Annotated in this window: 21 protein-coding genes and 1 riboswitch; of the genes, 11 read left to right on the forward strand and 10 right to left on the reverse strand. The window is 53.7% G+C overall.

From position 1 onward, the window contains the following. Positions 1 to 2 precede the first annotated feature (2 nt). Positions 3 to 1,103 carry a CHAT domain-containing protein gene (locus tag HX805_RS22620; RefSeq protein ID WP_177117315.1) on the forward strand — a complete coding sequence of 367 codons (1,101 nt, stop codon included), beginning with the start codon at positions 3 to 5 and terminating at the stop codon, positions 1,101 to 1,103. Positions 1,104 to 1,262: 159 nt separating this feature from the next. Continuing rightward, positions 1,263 to 3,860 carry a hypothetical protein gene (locus HX805_RS22625; RefSeq protein WP_177117316.1) on the forward strand — a complete coding sequence of 866 codons (2,598 nt, stop codon included), beginning with the start codon at positions 1,263 to 1,265 and terminating at the stop codon, positions 3,858 to 3,860. A gap of 116 nt (positions 3,861 to 3,976) precedes the next feature. Here HX805_RS22625 and HX805_RS22630 read toward each other — a convergent pair whose 3' ends face one another. Continuing rightward, positions 3,977 to 4,462 carry a GIY-YIG nuclease family protein gene (locus HX805_RS22630; protein ID WP_177117317.1) on the reverse strand — a complete coding sequence of 162 codons (486 nt, stop codon included), beginning with the start codon at positions 4,460 to 4,462 and terminating at the stop codon, positions 3,977 to 3,979. Between the two features lie 329 nt (positions 4,463 to 4,791). Then, the gene (gene arsN2 / locus HX805_RS22635) at positions 4,792 to 5,244 is read right to left on the reverse strand and encodes an arsenic resistance N-acetyltransferase ArsN2 (protein WP_238785911.1); all 453 of its coding nucleotides are present in this window, start codon (positions 5,242 to 5,244) and stop codon (positions 4,792 to 4,794) included. A gap of 140 nt (positions 5,245 to 5,384) precedes the next feature. Here arsN2 and HX805_RS22640 point away from each other — a divergent pair, with 140 nt between their 5' ends. Genes HX805_RS22640 through HX805_RS22670 form a run of 7 tightly spaced genes read left to right on the forward strand, consistent with a single transcriptional unit; the run spans position 5,385 to position 10,270 of the window. Next, positions 5,385 to 5,807 (forward strand): arsenate reductase ArsC, encoded by a 423-nt coding sequence (locus HX805_RS22640; RefSeq protein ID WP_159936666.1) that lies wholly within the window; start codon positions 5,385 to 5,387, stop codon positions 5,805 to 5,807. Positions 5,808 to 5,815: 8 nt separating this feature from the next. Beyond that, a complete protein-coding gene (locus tag HX805_RS22645; RefSeq protein WP_174244831.1) occupies positions 5,816 to 6,160 on the forward strand; it encodes a metalloregulator ArsR/SmtB family transcription factor in 345 nt (114 codons plus the stop codon). A 24-nt stretch (positions 6,161 to 6,184) separates the two neighbouring features. Beyond that, positions 6,185 to 7,468, forward strand: coding sequence for an arsenic transporter (locus HX805_RS22650; protein ID WP_093466108.1), 1,284 nt, complete (start codon positions 6,185 to 6,187; stop codon positions 7,466 to 7,468). Between the two features lie 16 nt (positions 7,469 to 7,484). Next, positions 7,485 to 7,955, forward strand: a complete 471-nt coding sequence (locus HX805_RS22655; protein WP_159936668.1) for an arsenate reductase ArsC — start codon at positions 7,485 to 7,487, stop codon at positions 7,953 to 7,955. Positions 7,956 to 8,002: 47 nt separating this feature from the next. Next, a complete protein-coding gene (arsH, locus tag HX805_RS22660) occupies positions 8,003 to 8,716 on the forward strand; it encodes an arsenical resistance protein ArsH (RefSeq protein WP_177117318.1) in 714 nt (237 codons plus the stop codon). 20 nt (positions 8,717 to 8,736) lie between these two features. Further along, complete coding sequence (gene arsC / locus HX805_RS22665) at positions 8,737 to 9,159, forward strand: arsenate reductase (glutaredoxin) (RefSeq protein ID WP_158832412.1); 423 nt, start codon at positions 8,737 to 8,739, stop codon at positions 9,157 to 9,159. Positions 9,160 to 9,196: 37 nt separating this feature from the next. Beyond that, positions 9,197 to 10,270: an ArsO family NAD(P)H-dependent flavin-containing monooxygenase gene (locus HX805_RS22670; protein ID WP_177117319.1), complete on the forward strand. Its 1,074-nt coding sequence runs from the start codon at positions 9,197 to 9,199 to the stop codon at positions 10,268 to 10,270. A gap of 33 nt (positions 10,271 to 10,303) precedes the next feature. Here HX805_RS22670 and HX805_RS22675 read toward each other — a convergent pair whose 3' ends face one another. The 7 genes from HX805_RS22675 to HX805_RS22705 form a co-directional block, all read right to left on the reverse strand. Beyond that, positions 10,304 to 10,849, reverse strand: a complete 546-nt coding sequence (locus HX805_RS22675) for an arsinothricin resistance N-acetyltransferase ArsN1 family B (protein ID WP_055135313.1) — start codon at positions 10,847 to 10,849, stop codon at positions 10,304 to 10,306. 223 nt (positions 10,850 to 11,072) lie between these two features. After that, a complete protein-coding gene (gene chrA, locus HX805_RS22680; protein ID WP_159936671.1) occupies positions 11,073 to 12,242 on the reverse strand; it encodes a chromate efflux transporter in 1,170 nt (389 codons plus the stop codon). Between the two features lie 241 nt (positions 12,243 to 12,483). Then, positions 12,484 to 13,686: a Na+/H+ antiporter NhaA gene (nhaA, locus tag HX805_RS22685; RefSeq protein WP_055135311.1), complete on the reverse strand. Its 1,203-nt coding sequence runs from the start codon at positions 13,684 to 13,686 to the stop codon at positions 12,484 to 12,486. 310 nt (positions 13,687 to 13,996) lie between these two features. Continuing rightward, a complete protein-coding gene (gene ppa / locus HX805_RS22690) occupies positions 13,997 to 14,527 on the reverse strand; it encodes an inorganic diphosphatase (RefSeq protein ID WP_055135310.1) in 531 nt (176 codons plus the stop codon). Positions 14,528 to 14,529: 2 nt separating this feature from the next. Beyond that, on the reverse strand, positions 14,530 to 14,883 hold the full coding sequence (locus HX805_RS22695; RefSeq protein ID WP_008438039.1) for a DUF190 domain-containing protein: 354 nt from the start codon (positions 14,881 to 14,883) through the stop codon (positions 14,530 to 14,532). 10 nt (positions 14,884 to 14,893) lie between these two features. Then, a complete protein-coding gene (gene crcB, locus HX805_RS22700) occupies positions 14,894 to 15,277 on the reverse strand; it encodes a fluoride efflux transporter CrcB (RefSeq protein WP_055135309.1) in 384 nt (127 codons plus the stop codon). Between the two features lie 138 nt (positions 15,278 to 15,415). After that, positions 15,416 to 15,477: riboswitch (Fluoride riboswitch) on the reverse strand. Positions 15,478 to 15,612: 135 nt separating this feature from the next. Beyond that, complete coding sequence (locus HX805_RS22705; RefSeq protein ID WP_055135308.1) at positions 15,613 to 15,948, reverse strand: hypothetical protein; 336 nt, start codon at positions 15,946 to 15,948, stop codon at positions 15,613 to 15,615. Positions 15,949 to 16,414: 466 nt separating this feature from the next. On the opposite strand from HX805_RS22705, the gene HX805_RS22710 reads away from it, so the two are divergent. After that, positions 16,415 to 16,876, forward strand: a complete 462-nt coding sequence (locus HX805_RS22710) for a 3'-5' exoribonuclease (protein ID WP_159936672.1) — start codon at positions 16,415 to 16,417, stop codon at positions 16,874 to 16,876. 90 nt (positions 16,877 to 16,966) lie between these two features. Here the strand turns inward: HX805_RS22710 and HX805_RS22715 are convergent, their stop codons facing one another. Then, positions 16,967 to 17,446 (reverse strand): transcriptional regulator, encoded by a 480-nt coding sequence (locus tag HX805_RS22715; RefSeq protein WP_058419434.1) that lies wholly within the window; start codon positions 17,444 to 17,446, stop codon positions 16,967 to 16,969. A gap of 227 nt (positions 17,447 to 17,673) precedes the next feature. Between HX805_RS22715 and HX805_RS22720 the strand changes: the two genes are divergently transcribed. Beyond that, positions 17,674 to 18,066, forward strand: coding sequence for a hypothetical protein (locus HX805_RS22720; protein ID WP_238785912.1), 393 nt, complete (start codon positions 17,674 to 17,676; stop codon positions 18,064 to 18,066). Positions 18,067 to 18,100: the final 34 nt, after the last annotated feature.

Genomic DNA, 18,100 nt, shown 5'->3' on the forward strand with positions numbered 1-18,100 from the left:
TTATGAGCGCTGATCAGTACCGTACGCAGGTAGCCAATATTCAGAAAAGCATTGCCAAGCTTCAAGGCGAAAAAGCCAAGAAGATCGATGCGGCAGCAAAAGCAGGTAAGAAAAATCATGACGCCTTGGCAGCAGCGCGCACATCTTCGACTTCGACCGCCACATCTAAACTCCGGGAAGCGACTAAATACGCCAGTGAACACGCCAAAGCCGAGACAGAAGTTGGTAAAATTGAAATGAAGATTGCCGATGAGCATAAGAAGCTCGTCACCGCGCAGAAGCGTCTTGAGGATGAACTGAAGCGAGAGCGCAAACGCCAAGATACTGCGCACGCTAGGCGAATCACTGAAGAAAAGAAAATTATGGCTGAGCAGAAGCGCACAGCCGTCCAGCAAGAGCGTGTACTTCGCGACCTAAGCCAAGGCCTTTCGAGGCACGAAAATCTGCACGCTCAAACCGCTCTGGAAATCGAGCGCCTGAAGGCTCTCCCAGAGAAAATCACTGTAGTTTTCTTCGCCGCTGACCCTGGCAGCGACTCCACAACTAAGCTTGGGCTCGATGAAGAAGCCCGTCTCATCGGTGAGCGGATCCGTGCATCGGAACATAGAGATGTTCTGGTTTTTCACACAAGATGGGCGGTACGACCGCGAGATGTGCTTCAAGCCATTAATGAATTGCAGCCAACCGTGGTTCATTTCAGTGGCCATGGAACAAGCGCAGATACGCTTGTACTACAGGACGATCAAGGAAATGAAAAACACGTCACCAAGGAGGCCATCGTCAGTGCTATGGCACTTGGTGCGGAGAGTGTGAAGCTGGTGTTCTTCAATACCTGCTTCTCCTTCAACCAAGCTCAAGGTTGTCTACACCACGTGCCCGCGACCATCGGAATGAACAGAGATGTCGGTGATTTACCTGCACGAATTTTCTCTGCGCAGTTTTACTCTGCAATCGGCTTTGGACTTTCCATCACCAAGGCGTTCGAGCAAGCCAAAGCTTTGATTGCAATGGAGACGCCTGGTGAGGAATCGATACCAGAACTATACGTCCAAGAAGGTTTGACTGAAGAAATGCTGACGCTCGTCAGGCCACCTTCACTTTGAACACTGCCCCAGCTGTTCTTCAATCCTGCATCCAACTCAGCCCCGTAAATCACCTAAGATGCCTCGCAGCCACATCTTGCAATCATCATGGTGGCTAAATAACGGCAAAAAGCCAGTTAGTGCCTACGCTCAGGAATTCCTCCGTGAGATGAGCACACCATGACTAAGATTGAGGCTGGGCTGGCAGTAGCTGATGATTTCGAGACATGGCTGAATGCGCGCCCCAAATGGTTGCAGACCGCAGCTCGAATGATCATCGACTCGAAGCGGCAACTGAACCAGGACGAGATCAAAACGCTAGCTAGGCTTTGCAAGCTCGAAGCCAAGGATGAAGCTGATCCAGGTTTTTTGACCGTAACCCCCGGCACGTTATCGCAGGTTGCCAATAGACCGTTGCTCCGGATTGAAGAGATCCTGAATGTGCATGGGCTGAATGCCATCAAGGCTGGCGCCAACCTCCCGTTCGGCAAGAGCAATCTCTCGGTGATCTACGGTCAGAACGGAACTGGCAAGAGCGGATTTGCGCGGCTGTTGAAAGAGATCTGCGGATCACGCTCCAAGGACGAGATACGCAGCAATGTCTTCGATCCAACGCCCACGCCCTGCCGTGCTCATTTCAAGGTGTCTATAGATGGTACGCCAGCGGATGTTCACTGGGACGTCCCAAGCGGCCCTCACAAAGCTTTACGGCACGCACAGGTGTTCGATAGCAAGGCCGCGCAGCAGTACATGGGCAGGACTGAGGCATGCTATGAGCCCAGTCGGATGAAGTTTGTATCGGCACTGATCGTCACAGCGGACGCTGTTAGCGCAGAGCTTTCAACAGAGAAGGCGCTACTCAGCAAAGCGTTACCTGCCATCCCAGAAACGCTAAGTCACACCGCCGAAGCAAAATGGCTTCAGGGCTTGAAGAGTACGACTACTGCCGCGAGTATTGATAAGGAATGTCTGTACACGGATCTGCTTGATCGGGAGCGCATAGAGAAGGAGGCCCTACTCGCAGAGAAGGACATTGCAGGCCGACTGCTGAGCATTAACAAAGAAAAAACTGCGCTGAAGAGTATTGAAACAGCAATGTCGACCCTTCAACAGGGATTGAACGATGCGACGGCAGGTACGCTAGAGAACATGAAAAATGCCGCTGTTAAGGCCAGGAATTCGAGCCAAGAAGCGGCGGCAGCGATTTTCGGTAAAGCCGAGCTCGACGGTGTTGGCTCTGCGACCTGGCAGGATATGTGGGAGTACGCACGCGCATACTCCAACGGCACGGCCTACATAGAATCTCAGTTTCCCAATGTTGCAGCTGACTCACGCTGCGTGCTTTGCCATCAAAGCCTTGATGAGGATGCCAAAGCCCGCCTGGCCGGGTTTGAGAAGTTCGTCACTGACGGCCTTGAGACAGCCGCCAAGAAGGCCGAAAAAAGTTTTACTGATCAGAAAATCCTGTTACCAACTCTTCCAAGGGAAACAAGCTGGATCGTTCATATGTCCACCTTAGGCTTCGAGGAAACGGATGCGATCTCTTGGCTTGGCATGCTCAAAGCGAGGCGTGATCAAATCGTGTTGGGAAGCCCTGTCGGCACCTTGCAGCCGTTCGACTGGAAGAGCATCAACGAAGCGGTAAAAACCAACTCAGCAGACTTGATTACCGAAGAAGGTAGCCTTTCGTCTCTACTGAAGGATGAGCATCGTCAAGCAATGCATGAGCGAGTTCAAAACCTTCAAGCCAAGCAGTGGCTCTCACAAAACAAAACCTCTATTAGCGCTGAAAGGGCTAGGCTGATAGCAGTCGCAGCGATAGACAAAGCCTCACGCTCAGCGGCCACCAACGCTCTGACCACCAAAAAAAATGACTTGGCCAAAACTGAACTGGACGCTGGTTACCAAGCTCGATTCATCGAAGAGTTGAAGCTACTCGGTGGCCACCGCATTCCAATAGCTCCACTAAGCAAATCGGGTGGCAAAGGTAAGATCACCTTTGGTTTAAATCTCGTGGGTGCGCACGGCTCCCATGGCTTGGAATATATCTTGAGCGAGGGTGAAACAAGGATCGCGGCACTCGCGGCTTTCCTTGCGGACACGACAGGATCAAACCAGTTAGCTCCGTTCATTTTTGATGACCCGATATCCTCACTCGACCAAGACTTTGAAGAGAAGGTTGTCGAACGTCTCGTGTCTTTGTCACAGACCAGGCAGGTCATCATATTCACCCACCGACTGTCTCTTGTAGCCCAAGTAGAAGCTGTTACCAAGAAATGGGAGCAGACTCCAGGGATGCCTTCAATCAAGCCGACACTCACGTCACTACAGAGGATGGCGAAAACTGCAGGCATCGTCGCTACCGCAAGCGCTCGAGACCTGAGACCGGAAAGTGCTGTTAGGGGGTTAATCGACAATACGATTACGCGCTTGAAAAAACACCAGGAGAAGGCCGAAGTCGAGGCTTATGAGTCGCTCGCCAAGAGCGCTTGCAGTGACTTCAGGATCATCGTCGAGAAGACGATTGAGTACATTTTGCTGGCAGACGTCGTAGGCCGCTTCAGACGTGCAATCAACACTCAAGGCAAGCTACACAAGGTCGCCAAGGTAACAAATGACGACTGCGTATTCATTGATGACTTGATGACACGCTACTCGGTGTATGAGCATGCTCAGTCTGAGGAGATGCCCAGCAGCGCTCTTGAGCTGGATGTCTTTGAAGCCGATGTCACAGCCCTGCAGAAATGGATTGCCGAGTTTGGGTCTCGAGCCGCTTGATGCGCTGAATCGGGGTCAGAATCGAGTTTAGCTCTCCGATTCTGGCCCGCGATTAAACAGCATTATTCATCAGGGCCATTCCCGCCGATAATCTCCTGAGAAACTGTTCGGCCCAGTCACTCTTCCTCCTGATGACTCAGGAACTCGAACGTGGTGAGCTCATCGCAATTCAGGCAGTGGTACATACTCGACGCGTCTTGAAAGTGCATACCGCAAAAGCTTCCGCAAAAAGGGCAGCACTCGTGCCATTCCAGGTTGCCCCAGTTCCATACGCCGAGGTACTCGGGGACACCATCCCGATCATGGCTGGTTACCTCAAAGGAATCCTCAGTCTTACCGACAAACCCATCGATGCCAAAGTGCTCAAGGATGGGTAAAATGTCCGCAGGATCCAGGCTGAACCATTCACCAGTGCTACGTAGGTGCGAGAATTGCTGATGAATCTCTTTTTCCAACCGTACGTCATCATCTGTACGAATCCACCCCAGAAGTAAGAGCTTCCTCGGATTCCCGGTTTGAAGCCCTTTTCTGCGGCGCTCGATGTCCTTGGCCCGACCTATCTTCACCTTCTCATTACTGTCTTCAATGAAAAAATAGATCATTTCCGCTCCTTTCTTATGCCTGCGATTCCCTGTCTTTCAGTATCGCCAAACGGTCGTCAGCCCTGGTGATGCATTTGTGCATGCAGCAGGGGCCGTCGTCATTATGGGTTACTTTGCGTCGCTCAGCTTAATGTGCCCAAATTGGGTCATTAAGCCTAGAAATGATGGTTAATGTGCCGAATCGGGCACATTAAAATCGTATCTCAGAGCAACGTACCACTAGCGGTCGACCCTAGGACGGCAGTTGATTCTCTGATTCGCAGGGCTCATGGCGCGCCCAGCGCAAATCTAACTAGCATCGCGGCAAAGGCCATCACCCAGGTGATCAGCTACTTTCGTGCATTCGCAGATAAGGCCTTGCACATGTAGCAAGCCGAGCCAGGGCAAAGCCCCCTGAACTGCTCCGTCTGAGAAATAAGAGGTGGCGCAGAGCCTCGTTGATTTACTGCATAGCCCTGCTGCTTAAAAAAGCCTGACGCAGTTGTTGTCAGCAAATGAAATCGAGCGATTCCCTTCTCGGCGGCTTTCGCTTCAATGACCCGAAGCACCGCGACACCGACCCCCTTCGATCTGAATGTCGACACTACGACCAGAGAACGCAACAACCCGTCCGTACCATGCGTTTCGAATCCTCCCCATGCGACCGTCTCACTGTCCAGTGTGAACTCAAAAAAGGTTCGGCCTGGAAGATCAATATCGTCTGCTGGAAGGTCAGCAGATTTCAGCGCATCGCGAAAGCGCTGCCACTGTCCTCCGGCTATTTCCTTTGCCTGGATCATCATCTTCCCCTCCATCCTCTCATCTCCGTTATGCCGACACGCATGGAACGTTAGGGCACATGCCAAACAGCAGACATCATATTCGCTTTACCGAATATTCGCTAAAGCGTATATTCGATTTTCCATATGCATCGAGTTCCACCATGAGCCCTGCTATCAAAGTGCTTTTCGTGTGCGTTGCCAACTCAGCCCGCTCCCTGCTTGCAGAGGCTTTGCTGCGGCACACCGACCCGCGCTTCGAGGCCTTCAGCGCAGGATCTGAACCGTCTGAGGTTGATCCGCGCACGACTCAGGCATTGGAGGCAGTTGGAGTCGATGCAACGGGCCTGCGCAGCAAGTCCCTCAGCGAGTTTCAAGCTGATCGATTCGATTACGTAATCACTCTTTGTGATAAATCCGCAAGCGAGTGCCTACCAATGCCCAATGCAGGTGAAGTCATTGCCTGGGATTTTCCTGACCCAGTAACCAGCGATGATCCTGGCGTATTTCGCCACACGCTCCACGACATCCACGAGCGCATCAAGCTCTTCGTTTTGGTCAAGACCAAACACCTGGAGGATCTGTGACAGAACCCATGAACCCCACCACCTTATTCAAGTGCCTGGCGGATGACACCCGAGCAAAAATTTCGCTGCTTGTCGTGAGTGAAGGTGAGCTGTGTGTTTGCGAGCTAACGGCAGCACTCGACCTAAGTCAGCCGAAGATTTCTCGTCATTTGGCGCTGCTGCGCTCTGCCGGTTTGTTGTTGGATCGTCGCCAAGGCCAATGGGTGTACTACCGACTGAATCCCGATTTGCCCGCGTGGGTGACTGCAGTTTTGAAGGAAGTGGTAGACGCCAATCAGCAATGGCTGGAAACCGAGGCTAAGCGCCTCTGCAGCATGAACGACCGTCCGATCAACCAAGCCGTGTGTAGCTGATTCACGCCCAACCGGATTAATGAAATGCTGATTGCCGTATTGATCTTTATCGCCACCATCGTCCTTGTCATCTGGCAGCCCAAGGGGCTTGGGGTTGGCTGGAGTGCGATGTTCGGTGCCATCGTGGCGTTGCTGGCAGGTGTCGTTACCCTTGCCGACATACCAGAGGTTTGGCGCATTGTCTGGAATGCCACTGGGGCTTTCATCGCGGTCATCATCATTAGTCTGCTGCTTGATGAGGCAGGTTTTTTCAAGTGGGCTGCGCTGCATGTGGCCCGATGGGGAGGCGGGAGCACCCGCAAGCTGTTCGCATTTATCGTCCTGCTGGGCGCAGCGGTGTCGGCCCTGTTCGCCAATGACGGAGCAGCATTGATCCTCACACCCATTGTGATCGCGATGTTGCTGGCGTTGCGTTTTTCTCCTGCGGCCACTTTGGCATTCGTCATGGCAGCTGGTTTTATCGCCGATACGGCGAGCTTACCGCTGGTGGTTTCCAACCTGGTCAACATCGTCTCTGCCGACTACTTCGATATCGGCTTCAACGAATATGCTTCGATCATGGTGCCGGTAAACATCGTCAGCGTGGCAGCGACATTAGCCATGCTGTTGTGGTTTTTCCGCAAGGATTTACCAAAGACGTATGACCTCAACCAACTGGACAATCCGGACGAGGCAATCCACGACCGGGCCACTTTCGTAGCTGGCTGGTGGGTGTTGGCACTACTCCTGATCGGCTTCTTTGTCATTGAGCCACTGGGGGTGCCAATCAGCGCCATTGCAGCAGTCTGTGCATTCATTCTTTACGTCATCGCGGCTCGTGGTCACGCCATCAATACAAGCAAGGTACTCAAAGAGGCGCCATGGCAGGTAGTGATCTTTTCTTTGGGTATGTACCTGGTTGTTTATGGTCTGAAGAACGCCGGCCTGACCGACCACATTGCACAGATCCTGAACGTGTTCGCCGGTTATGGCGTTTGGGGCGCGTCCCTTGGTACAGGGCTGCTAACAGCGTTGCTGTCTTCGATCATGAACAACATGCCCACCGTTCTGGTAGGCGCCTTATCCATTCATGCCGCTGAAGTCGATGGTGTAGTCCAGCAAGCGATGATTTACGCCAACATCATCGGCTGCGACTTGGGCCCGAAGATCACCCCAATTGGGAGCTTGGCAACTCTGTTGTGGCTGCACGTGCTCGCACGGAAAAACATAACGATCAGTTGGGGTTATTACTTCAAGACCGGGATCGTGCTGACCGTGCCCATCCTCGTCGCCACATTGTCCGCCCTGGCACTGCGCCTCAGTTTCTGAATCAAGGAATCGCCTGATGAAAGTCTTGTTCATGTGCACCCACAACAGCTGCCGCAGCATTCTGTCCGAGGCGCTTTTCAACCACTTGGCGCCCGAGGGTGTAGAAGCGGTCAGCTCAGGAAGCTTTCCCAGTGGCCGGGTGAATCAACGGGCATTGCAAACGCTGGAGGCGGCGGGTATCTCCACTGCGGGCTTGAGCAGCAAGGCTTCGGATGCTTTTGAAGGCTCGCCTCCAGACATCGTGATCACTGTCTGTGACCGGGCAGCGGGTGAGGCATGCCCAATCTTCTTTGGGCCAGCTTTGAAGGCGCACTGGGGTCTGGCCGACCCGTCTGACGCTAGCGGGTCGGAAGCCGAGATCACCGCAGCGTTTGAAACCACACTGGCCAAAATTCACGAGCGCGTGAGCGCATTTCTTGCGCTGCCACTGAAGACCATCAGCGCTGAACAGTTGAGAGCTGAACTGAATCGCATCGGTTCGCTTTAAAGATCAACCGAGGCGGTGCCCAATCTGGCGCCGCCGTAGGAGTTTATATGCAAGACACATTGCCGAACGTACACGCCGACCTGATCGATATTCCGTCGTTGGAACAACTGGAGCCGCGTACACCGTCACTCCATAAGCCTAGAATCTTGCTTCTGTATGGATCGACGCGAGAGCGCTCTTTCAGCCGGTTGGTGACTCAGGAAGCAGCACGCTTGTTGGAAGAGTTTGGCGCCGATACCAAAATCTTCGATCCCTCGGGTTTGCCGCTGCCGGACGATGCTCCGGATACACATCCTAAGGTCGCGGAGTTGCGCGAACTCATGCAATGGTCTGAAGGACAGGTGTGGTGTTCGCCTGAAAGGCACGGCTCCATGAGCGCAGTATTCAAGGCCCAGATCGACTGGGTTCCGCTTGCGATTGGTGCTGTTCGACCTACGCAAGGAAAGACCCTTGCAGTAATGCAGGTCTGTGGCGGCTCGCAATCTTTCAACGTGGTCAACCAACTACGGGTATTGGGGCGGTGGATGCGCATGTTCACCATCCCAAATCAATCTTCGGTGGCCAAGGCGTTCACCGAGTTCGACGAGGTAGGCCGTATGAAGCCTTCCTCGTACTACGACCGACTGGTGGACGTGATGGAAGAGCTGATGAAGTTCACGCTGCTGTTGCGGGGTCGCCAGGACTACTTGGTTGATCGCTACTCCGAGCGTAAAGAGTCAGCTGAAGAGCTGTCCAAGCGCGTCAACCAGCGCTCCATCTAACGTCAGCACGAGGAAGCGATATGAGCCAGATCACGATTTACCACAACCCCGAATGCGGCACTTCTCGAAATACCTTGGAGCTGATCCGTAATAGCGGGGAAGAACCGACGGTTATCGAGTACCTGAAGACCCCGCCTGATCGCACCGCACTTGCCAGGCTCATCGGGGATATGGGTATCGGGGTGCGGGCTCTTTTGCGTATCAAAGGAACTCCGTACGAAGAGCTGGGATTGGGTGATGCTTCGCTGACGGACGAACAGCTCATTGATGCCATGATGGCTCATCCTATCCTGATCAATCGCCCCATCGTCGTGACGCCTTTGGGGACGCGTTTGTGTCGTCCGTCAGAAGCTGTGCTCGATTTGTTACCGCAAGAGCAGCGTGGGAGTTTCGCCAAAGAGGACGGCCAAGTGGTCATTGATGAGCACGGTCGCAGAGTCTGATACGACGACGGTGAGGTGCCGCGATTGAGCCTGGAGGATGCTGGTGAGTCAGAATTCGAAACTTGATGTTGTGGTCATTGGCGGTGGTCAATCCGCGCTGACAGTCGCCTATTTTTTGAAGCGGACGAGCTTGTCTTACGTGCTGCTCGATGCGGAGTCGGCACCAGGAGGAGCCTGGCGGCATGGCTGGGACTCGCTGCGACTCTTCTCTCCATCGGCATGGAGCTCGATTGCGGGCTGGCCGATGCCTGCCGTATCAGAACAAACGCCTCACCGTGATGATGTTATCGACTATCTGACTCTGTACGAGCGTCGATATGCCTTCCCCATCATCCGATCCACCAAGGTGACCCGTGTCGAAAAAATCGAAGAAGGATTACGGGTTGTCTCCGGGGATAGAAACTGGGATGCCAAGACGGTTATCAGTGCAACAGGCACCTGGAGCCGGCCATTTACCCCTAGCTATGCCGGACAGGAGTTGTTCGTAGGGCAGCAGCTTCATTCCGCTCATTACGTTGGGCCGAATGAATTTGAGGGGAAAACCGTCCTTGTAGTGGGTGGTGGCAACTCGGGAGCCCAGATTTACGCAGAGGTTTCTAAAGTGGCTCAGGCAATCTGGGTAACTCAAAAGGCTCCAAAGTTTCTACCTGATGAGGTTGATGGGCGCGTCCTGTTCGAACGAGCTACTGCTCGATTGAAGGCGCAACAGGAAGGTGTGGAGCCTGAACAACCCGCTGGGGGGCTGGGCGACATCGTAATGGTGCCATCGGTGAAGGACGCTCGTGAACGCGGTGTATTGAGCGCAGTACGGCCATTCACGCACTTCACTTCAACAGGCGTTGTTTGGTCATCAGGAGACGAAACAGCGGTGGATGTCGTCATCTGGTGCACTGGGTTTTCTCCAGCGCTCGACCACCTGGGCAACCTGGGTATCGTTGACGATGACGGTAAAGTCGCCGTGAATGAAAACCGGAGTGTTGCTTCACCTAATCTGTGGCTGGTGGGCTACGGCGATTGGACGGGGCTAGCCTCCGCTACATTGATCGGAGTGACCCGCTCCGCTCGAGATGTAGTCAACCAAGTCCAAAGCTATCTCACAAGCGAAGCCTGATGGCTCGCGAAGCAAATCGAGTGCGCCTACTGTTTATACGACTTCAAGATCGGGGAAGAGAATAGGCTCCAGTGGCGGAGTTGCCTGGCACAGTCCGAGCCGCCAGTAGCCGACGTCGTGCCATTTCCCAAGCTTGAAGCCAACCTCCGGATATGTACCGATGTGGACGAATCCCAGCGACTCGTGCAGACCCACACTGCCTTCATTGGGCTGAGCAATTCCGGCGTAAGCTGCACGAAAGCACTGTTTTTCAAGGATCGGAAGCAAAGTCTCATAGAGCTCACGGCCAACGCCCTGACGGCGAGCCGATTCAGCTACGTACACCGTCACGTCCACCGCCCACCGGTAGGCTGGACGTGCGCGGTGCTGGCTGGCATAGGCGTAGCCCTCGATCTCCCCACCTTCTTCGGCCACTAGGTAAGGATACGTCTGAAGTGTCGTCGCTATCCGCTGAGCAATCTCCTCACCGCTTGGCGGGGTCTCTTCGAATGAGATCGCCGTGTTCGAAACTATGGGAGCATAAATGCGCTGGATTGCCTGTGCATCTGTAACCACTGCAGCTCGAATTCTGACAGGCATGTGAGTCGTCCCTGAATAAAAGTTTGAAAATTACCTTTCCCGGATCAGTTTCGCCATTAGCCCATTTGAAAAAAACGAGCTGTGTGAAATCTAAAATTCAGGTCGCAATGCATGTTCTCAGTTCTGCACCTTCGGCTCATCAAATTCATCGGCTGCATCAACAACGCAGAACACTGTAAGCGTGCGCTAAGCGACCCGTCCTGACGGCATCGCTTAGCCGACCTCAAAATAAAATGCTGAGTAACCATCCGATAAGACCTCCCGCCAGGACGACCAACCATGTAGGAACCTTCCAGAACATCAAAGCCACAAGCGCTATCAGCGCCAAGCCAAAATCTGTAGGAATCAATATGGCGCTCGTCCAGACTGGGTTATACAAGGCTGCCAGGAGAAGGCCTACAACTGCTGCGTTTACGCCTGAAAGTGCGGCTTGGGTGCGTAAGCTTTTCCGCAGTTGCTCCCAAAATGGCAACACGCCGATTACGAGCAAGAACGAAGGAGCAAAAATTGCAACGACGCACGCGGTAGCCCCGAGCCAACCAGAAGGTTGGGCATTCATGGACGCGCCAAGAAATGCTGCGAAGGTAAAAAGTGGGCCTGGTACGGCCTGTGCTAAGCCATATCCGGCAAGAAACGTGTCATTGGCTACCCATCCGTTCGGCACGGTCGCCGACTGAAGCAACGGCAGCACAACATGCCCACCTCCGAAAACTAATGACCCGGCGCGGAAAAAGGCGTTTACCACAGCTAACGCTTGTGAGGGCCACAACTGAACCAGCAATGGCAGGCCAGCTAACAGGCCGAAGAACAGCAGCAACGACACCACACCGACTTTCCTGCTCACCGGTATCGGCAAAGACTCAGTAGTCTGGCTTTGATCGGTTTTGAAGAGCATTAGTCCTATGACGGCACCGAAGAAAATCACGCCGATCTGCCCCCAAGCATGTGGCCAAAGCATTGCAGCATAAGCCGCAAACACGGCGACGGTTATTCGAGGGGCATCAGTGCAAAGACTACGGCCCATTCCCCAGACGGCTTGAGCAACGACAGCCACCGCGACAATTTTAAGACCGTGCAAAAGACCGCTCGGAAACGCGCCTCCCCACGCGGACATACCCTGAGCGAATAAAACCAAGATTATTGCCGAAGGCAATGTGAAACCTGCCCACGCAGCGACTGCTCCTGGAAATCCGGCACGAGAAAGTCCTATACCTATGCCAACCTGGCTACTGGCGGGCCCCGGCAAGAATTGGCACAGGGCAATCAAATCCCCATAACTGCGCTCGCTCAGCCATTGGCGTCGGGCAACGAATTCTTCGCGAAAGTAAGCTAGATGTGCAATCGGGCCTCCGAAAGAAGTGAGACCTAGGCGCAGGAATACCAGAAATACCATCCATGGGGACTCAGTCGTAACACCCTTTGAACGTCCCTCGGCTGACAAGATTCGTTACTCCCCACATGACTGCTATAGAACACCAAATACGACGGCCTCCCTCACCGGCATATCTCGGCTTCGATATGCCGTCGCACACTGTATCGTGATCCTAACGACAAAATGATGGCACTTCGTTAGACGGTGCTCCTACAGCAGAAATTCTGATGGAGAGAAATTCTGCTGTCAGCTCATTTTCTAATCACCTCGATAGAGTGGCTGTGGCAACGGCAGGCGCAGCGCTGCGACGCAAAATCAGGACTCCACCGATTGCAGCCAAGGTCGAACCGATCAACACGCCGACTTTTACCTCGTCAATCAGGTGAGCTGATCCAGCAAACGCCAAGTTGCCAATGAACAGGCTCATGGTGAAGCCGATGCCACACAGGAGCGCAACGCCGTAAAGCTGTGCCCAATTGCTGCCTTCTGGTAGTTTGGCCAGGCCCATACGAATGGCAAGAGCAGCCAATAGGAAGATGCCAATCTGCTTGCCCACCAACAAGCCCAGCGCAACACCCAGAGGAACCGGATCGACTAGGTTCTCCATGGAAATACCTGCCAGTGAAACGCCCGCATTGGCGAAGCCGAAAATCGGCACCACAGCGAACGCAACCCACATGTGCAGCTTTTCCTCCAGGAATAGCAGTGGAGACCGGGCTTCCTCTTCAGGCTTGCCCATTGGGACGCACAGAGCTACAGCGACACCCGCAAGGGTGGCATGCACTCCCGACTGCAGCACGAAGAACCACAGCACACCGCCGACCAGCAAATAAGGGAATAATCGTCTGACGCCCAATCGATTCATTGCGATCAGAATGACCAGGGTTACGAGCGATGCCAGCAACATCGGCATGGAAAGACCGGTGGTGTAGAAAAAGGCGATGATGACTACAGCACCCAGATCGTCAATGATCGCCAAGGCGGCGAGGAAGACCTTCAACGACGTAGGGACTCGCTTACCTAGGAGCGACAAGACGCCCAGGGCGAACGCGATGTCGGTAGCGGCAGGGATAGCCCACCCCTTCAAGGTCTCAGAATTCCCCCAGTTGATTGCGATGTAGATCAGCGCAGGCACCACCATGCCGCCTATAGCACCAAATCCCGGCAAGGCACGCTGGCCCCAAGTGGATAGCCCGCCTGCCAGAACCTCCCTTTTGATCTCAAGGCCGACCATCAGGAAGAAGATAGCCATCAGGCCATCATTGACCCAATGCTCCACAGACATGCCCAGCCAGACACTGTGCAAGGCGGCAAAATAACCTTGCGAGAGAGGCGAGTTAGCCACAATTAAGGCCGCGAGTGCTGCGCCCATCAGTACGAGACCGCCAGCGGATTCCGACGATAGGAAGCGAGCCAGGATCGCGGCTGCTCTAGGGGTTTCTGCGGGAGTTCTGCTGTGAGTCATCAGTGTCCTTACGCTTTGATCCAAAGCGATTATTTTAACATCCGAGGTTTACCAACGCGGCAGGGCACATAGCCTGTAACGATTTACACCAAGCCCTAATCAGCCTCCAGCCTGTTCCCCGGCAGAGGCTCGCTCACGAAACTCAGGAGCACGCTCCAAGCGCATATCCTCAATAGGCGAGCGAACATTGATCATTCCTTACAGGCGTGTGGTTCCCCGGATATTTGATGATTGAAGCAACTGAAACCCACCATAAATGCCCGCACCTCAGCGCGATCCTCCGACTGTGGCATTTCAATCTGGAGTAAGCCTATTTGGGGATATACGCTGCTACCGACTTGCGAATTTCTTCCCGCGCTTCATCCGCGCTCCCCCAACGCCCCATCTTCACCCACTTACCCGGCTCCAGTGCCTTGTAGTTTTCGAAAAAATGCTGGATCTGTGCGAGGAGTAACGCAGGGAGGTCTGAGCACTCCTTTACATCGCTGTACATTGAGCTGAGTTTTTCATGAGGCACTGCGATCACCTTGGCATCCGCACCAGCTTCGTCCGTCATGTACATCACACCCACCGGGCGACTGCGGATGACAACGCCAGGTGAGACGGGATAAGGGCAAACCACCAGGACGTCCAGCGGATCACCATCGTCGCTCAGCGTGTTCGGGATAAACCCGTAGTTGGCCGGATAGAACATCGGTGTGCTGAGGAAGCGGTCAACGAAGATCTGCCCACTTGGCTTGTCCACTTCGTACTTGATCGGAGTGTGGTTTGCAGGAATCTCGATAACGGTGAAAAAGTCATCGGGGATGGCTTTGCCAGCTGGGATGTCCGCGTAGCTCATGTTCATAGCTCCGAAGTTGTGGAGGGGGCTGCGCTGGAAGGCGTTTTTCCAAGGGTGCCCATCTCGATTGGCGTCTTAGTGAAAAACACCGATATCTCCTCGGAGTCCAGTCGTGTGAACAACCGTTCTGCCTCATCTTCCGTGATTGCCAAGCGAATCTCCGTGGGTTGATCCGCCAGCTCAAAAAAGTGCGATGAATGCAGTTTTCCGGTGTGCCCAAACCCTTCGATTCCAGTGCAGAGCGTGGCGCCTCGCAAACCCATTTCTTTAGCCACGTCGACGATCCATTCGCCTAGCATCTTTCCCTGATAGCGACGGTTTTGTTGAGTAAAGAAAACGACCATAAAGCCTTTCATTTCGATCTCCTCAGCGAGTACCAATCATTTGGTAGGACAGAAGCCCGGCAGCAGTCATCGCTAACGAACCTACGACGTGCAACGAAATTGAGCCGAGCGCCCAGAGCAGTCTGCCTTCCTGAATCAAGGCAACCGTTTCGGCTGAAAATGTGGAAAAGGTGGTAAGCCCACCACAGAAGCCCGTGATGATCAGGAGACGCCACTCTGGGCTTAGGGTCGGAGATGCGGCCAAGAAGGCGATGGCCAAGCCGATGATGTAACCCCCAACCATGTTCGCGACCACAGTACCTGGAGGAATCGTTGGGAACAGAGCATTCAGCTTCATCCCCAAGAGCCAACGCAACCAAGCTCCAAGTGAAGCGCCAACAGCGATGACGATTAATGACTTCAGCATGGCGAGCCCACCTCATCAGACCTGAATGGAATAACAGGCGGAGGGCAGGTGCAGAGAAGAAATCGAGACTCGAAGGGTAAGATCATATCCTGTCCTAAATTGGAGGACAGGGAGGCACACCTACGCACCCTGTCCAGGGTTCACGTAGGCATCATCAGCACGAAGGCGGTTAAAGGAGGAATGCCATCTCCTGTTCTGATCCTATAGCATCAGCGCCAATGGCATCAAGAGCAGTTACACGCGAGCGATCTGAAGGCCCCTTCGGCCAGGCAAGATGGTTGATCAATGATCCAGGCAGGGGTCGACCCTTCGCCCAACCAGATTAGTTGGCGCGTCTACATCGATTTAACCGATACCACTTCCACATACTTGTACTTTTTCCTAGCAGCCTTCACAGCCTCCTGCTCAGCAAGCAACGAGCTCAACGTGTCGGCCTCGTGGATAAACTCATGCATCTTCCCCTCGAATTCGTTTCCAACCCGAAGCGTGACCTTCAGCCTAGGCGTAAATGCTTTTGCCACTTTCTTCTTCGCTGCTGGAGCGACCAGCGGTTTGGCGAGCACAACTTCTTCCACGGGCTCCGGCACTAGCGACGTAGAAACTTGCTCCTCTGGCTGAGGTGTGCCGAAAAGGGCATGACGCATTTCTTCTTCAGTTAAATCAGAGCTCATAGAACATCTCAAAGGGACGCATTTCGCTGGGCAAGTTCTAATAGGATTGTTGCTGACCGGTGTTCGGGGAGCCTGCGGAGACGTCAAATCCCCAATTCGATTTCAATACAAGAGCCTCGCAAGGCTCGCGAAAGCTGCGCCTTTGGCAGCAGTGTAATGAGCCCATCAACTAAGTTGCTAGCGTGACGAGCGTACAGCGTGACTGTGCCTGCATCAGGCGTTCGACCTGGCACGATGGCACCTACCCGCTGCTGGGCAATTTTCAGTATGCTCAAGACTTCCTGACTCACCTCATTGGTGGACAGGTGTTCAACCAATGGTCTGGGTGGAGGGGCGGCGCGGCTCCACATTTCTATGACCGCTTGGAGGAGTCCGTCTGAGCCGAGATGCTCGAGGGCCCTCTCCCATAACTCACCCTCCTGCGCCATATTCAGGCGAGCCCTAGTCATAACGGAGTTCCTGCAACATGAGGCTCTTTCTTGATTGCGAATTTACTCAGCTCTCATCTGCAGCGAAGCTGATATCGCTGGCACTGGTTGCTGAGAATGGTCGCGAATTCTACGTGGAATTGGTCGACACATGGCGAAAGGAAGATTGCAGCGACTTCGTCGTAGAGATCGTCCTTCCGCAGCTATGGGGCGGTGACAATGCACAACCTACCATCAGGGCAAGAACTGCACTGCTCGATTTCCTAGCCTCGTTCGACGAAGTTCTGGAGATTGTCACAGATGCTCCACAGTACGACTGGGAGCTTTTCTGCGAACTCGCATATGACGATGGTAAATGGCCAAGGAACATCCGGAATTACCCCACTGACGCCACCACTCTGGATGCCACAAGTGAAGGGGTTCCGCTTCCGCATCACGCTCTTCTTGACGCCCGTATCATCGCTAGCATGTTCAACGAAAGCGATCTGAAGAAAGGGTGATGAAGTCCTACGGGCCCAAGGTGATCTAAAGCTGTCTTCCACAGCAATCCTTCTTGGGACATATTCAGCCTGGTGCTGGTCATTCAGAAATCAAGCCTGTTCAGACTTGCTGGTCAAATACCTACGAATAGTAGTTTTAGACAGACCCAACGCTTCAGATATCTCGGTTACTGACACTCCCTCACTGTGAAGGCGATTTGCCTCTGCCGCTTTCTGCGCTGCTCCGGATCGTGCTGGTCGACCAGGAGGAAGCTTCCCTGCACTTACCAACGACTCCATCTCAATATCTACGCTGTCCTTCCTAATCCTATTTAGTTGCTTATTCAGACGCTTCAGCCCCTCCCTAAGCGGCTCGTTGGACTGTAGACACGTCGCCATGAGGATCAGTGAGGCTGGCTCAACCTCCAGCAGCGCTGCAAGACGAATGAGCACATCAATCGTGATGTTCACCTCCCCACGCTCAATGCGGCCCCAATAGGAACGGTCAATAGTGATCAGGTTTTCTTGCGTAAGACCTTTTTTTCTACGCAGTGCTCGCACCACTACAGCTAGGGCTTCTGCGGCCTCCATGACATTTCCCCACGCAAATCGAGGATAAGGCCATATTGCGGCGCACCATAACACGGGCTATGATCCGTATTATGGTGCTATCAGCGTTTTTGAGGCCTGCTTTTCGATGCATATACATCCGTAAGCGGAGCTACGCACCTTGCTTGCGGGAGCCATCTGCTCGAGTGCGAGCGACAACAAGCGGGCTTGAATTGTCAATTTCCCGGTTATTAATGAAAGGAAGCCCTATGGCCAGCGTCGAAGAACCCGACTTCATGAATGGGCCACGGACACCACTTGAGGGCCTGTCGAGCAGCTCTGCAGCTCGAGCCTTAGCAGTCGAACGATTTCCTAAAAAGCCTTACTGCCTAGTTCGCGACTGGACAATATTTCGTATTGAAGTCACCCGCGACGAACTCTTCAAATGCCAGGCAGCGGGCCAACTCCCGATGATTCTGTTTGCTCACAACGTGGCCGAGGACAGCCAAGGCCGTTTCGAACGCGGCGATTGGGTTCGTTCAAGCATGTGCACCGGTTTCCACGACGGTGTTGCGTTCGAAACCAGAAACTCTGTGTACGTGTTGATTGGCCCTGGTCATGAACAGCTCGCAAGCCTGAAAGACGTTTTCTCCCTCTTCTAACTGCGCTCTGTATCGGAGCCCATTCAGGCTAAGG

The organism is Pseudomonas sp. G5001 (assembly GCF_013385475.1).
Lineage (GTDB): Bacteria > Pseudomonadota > Gammaproteobacteria > Pseudomonadales > Pseudomonadaceae > Aquipseudomonas.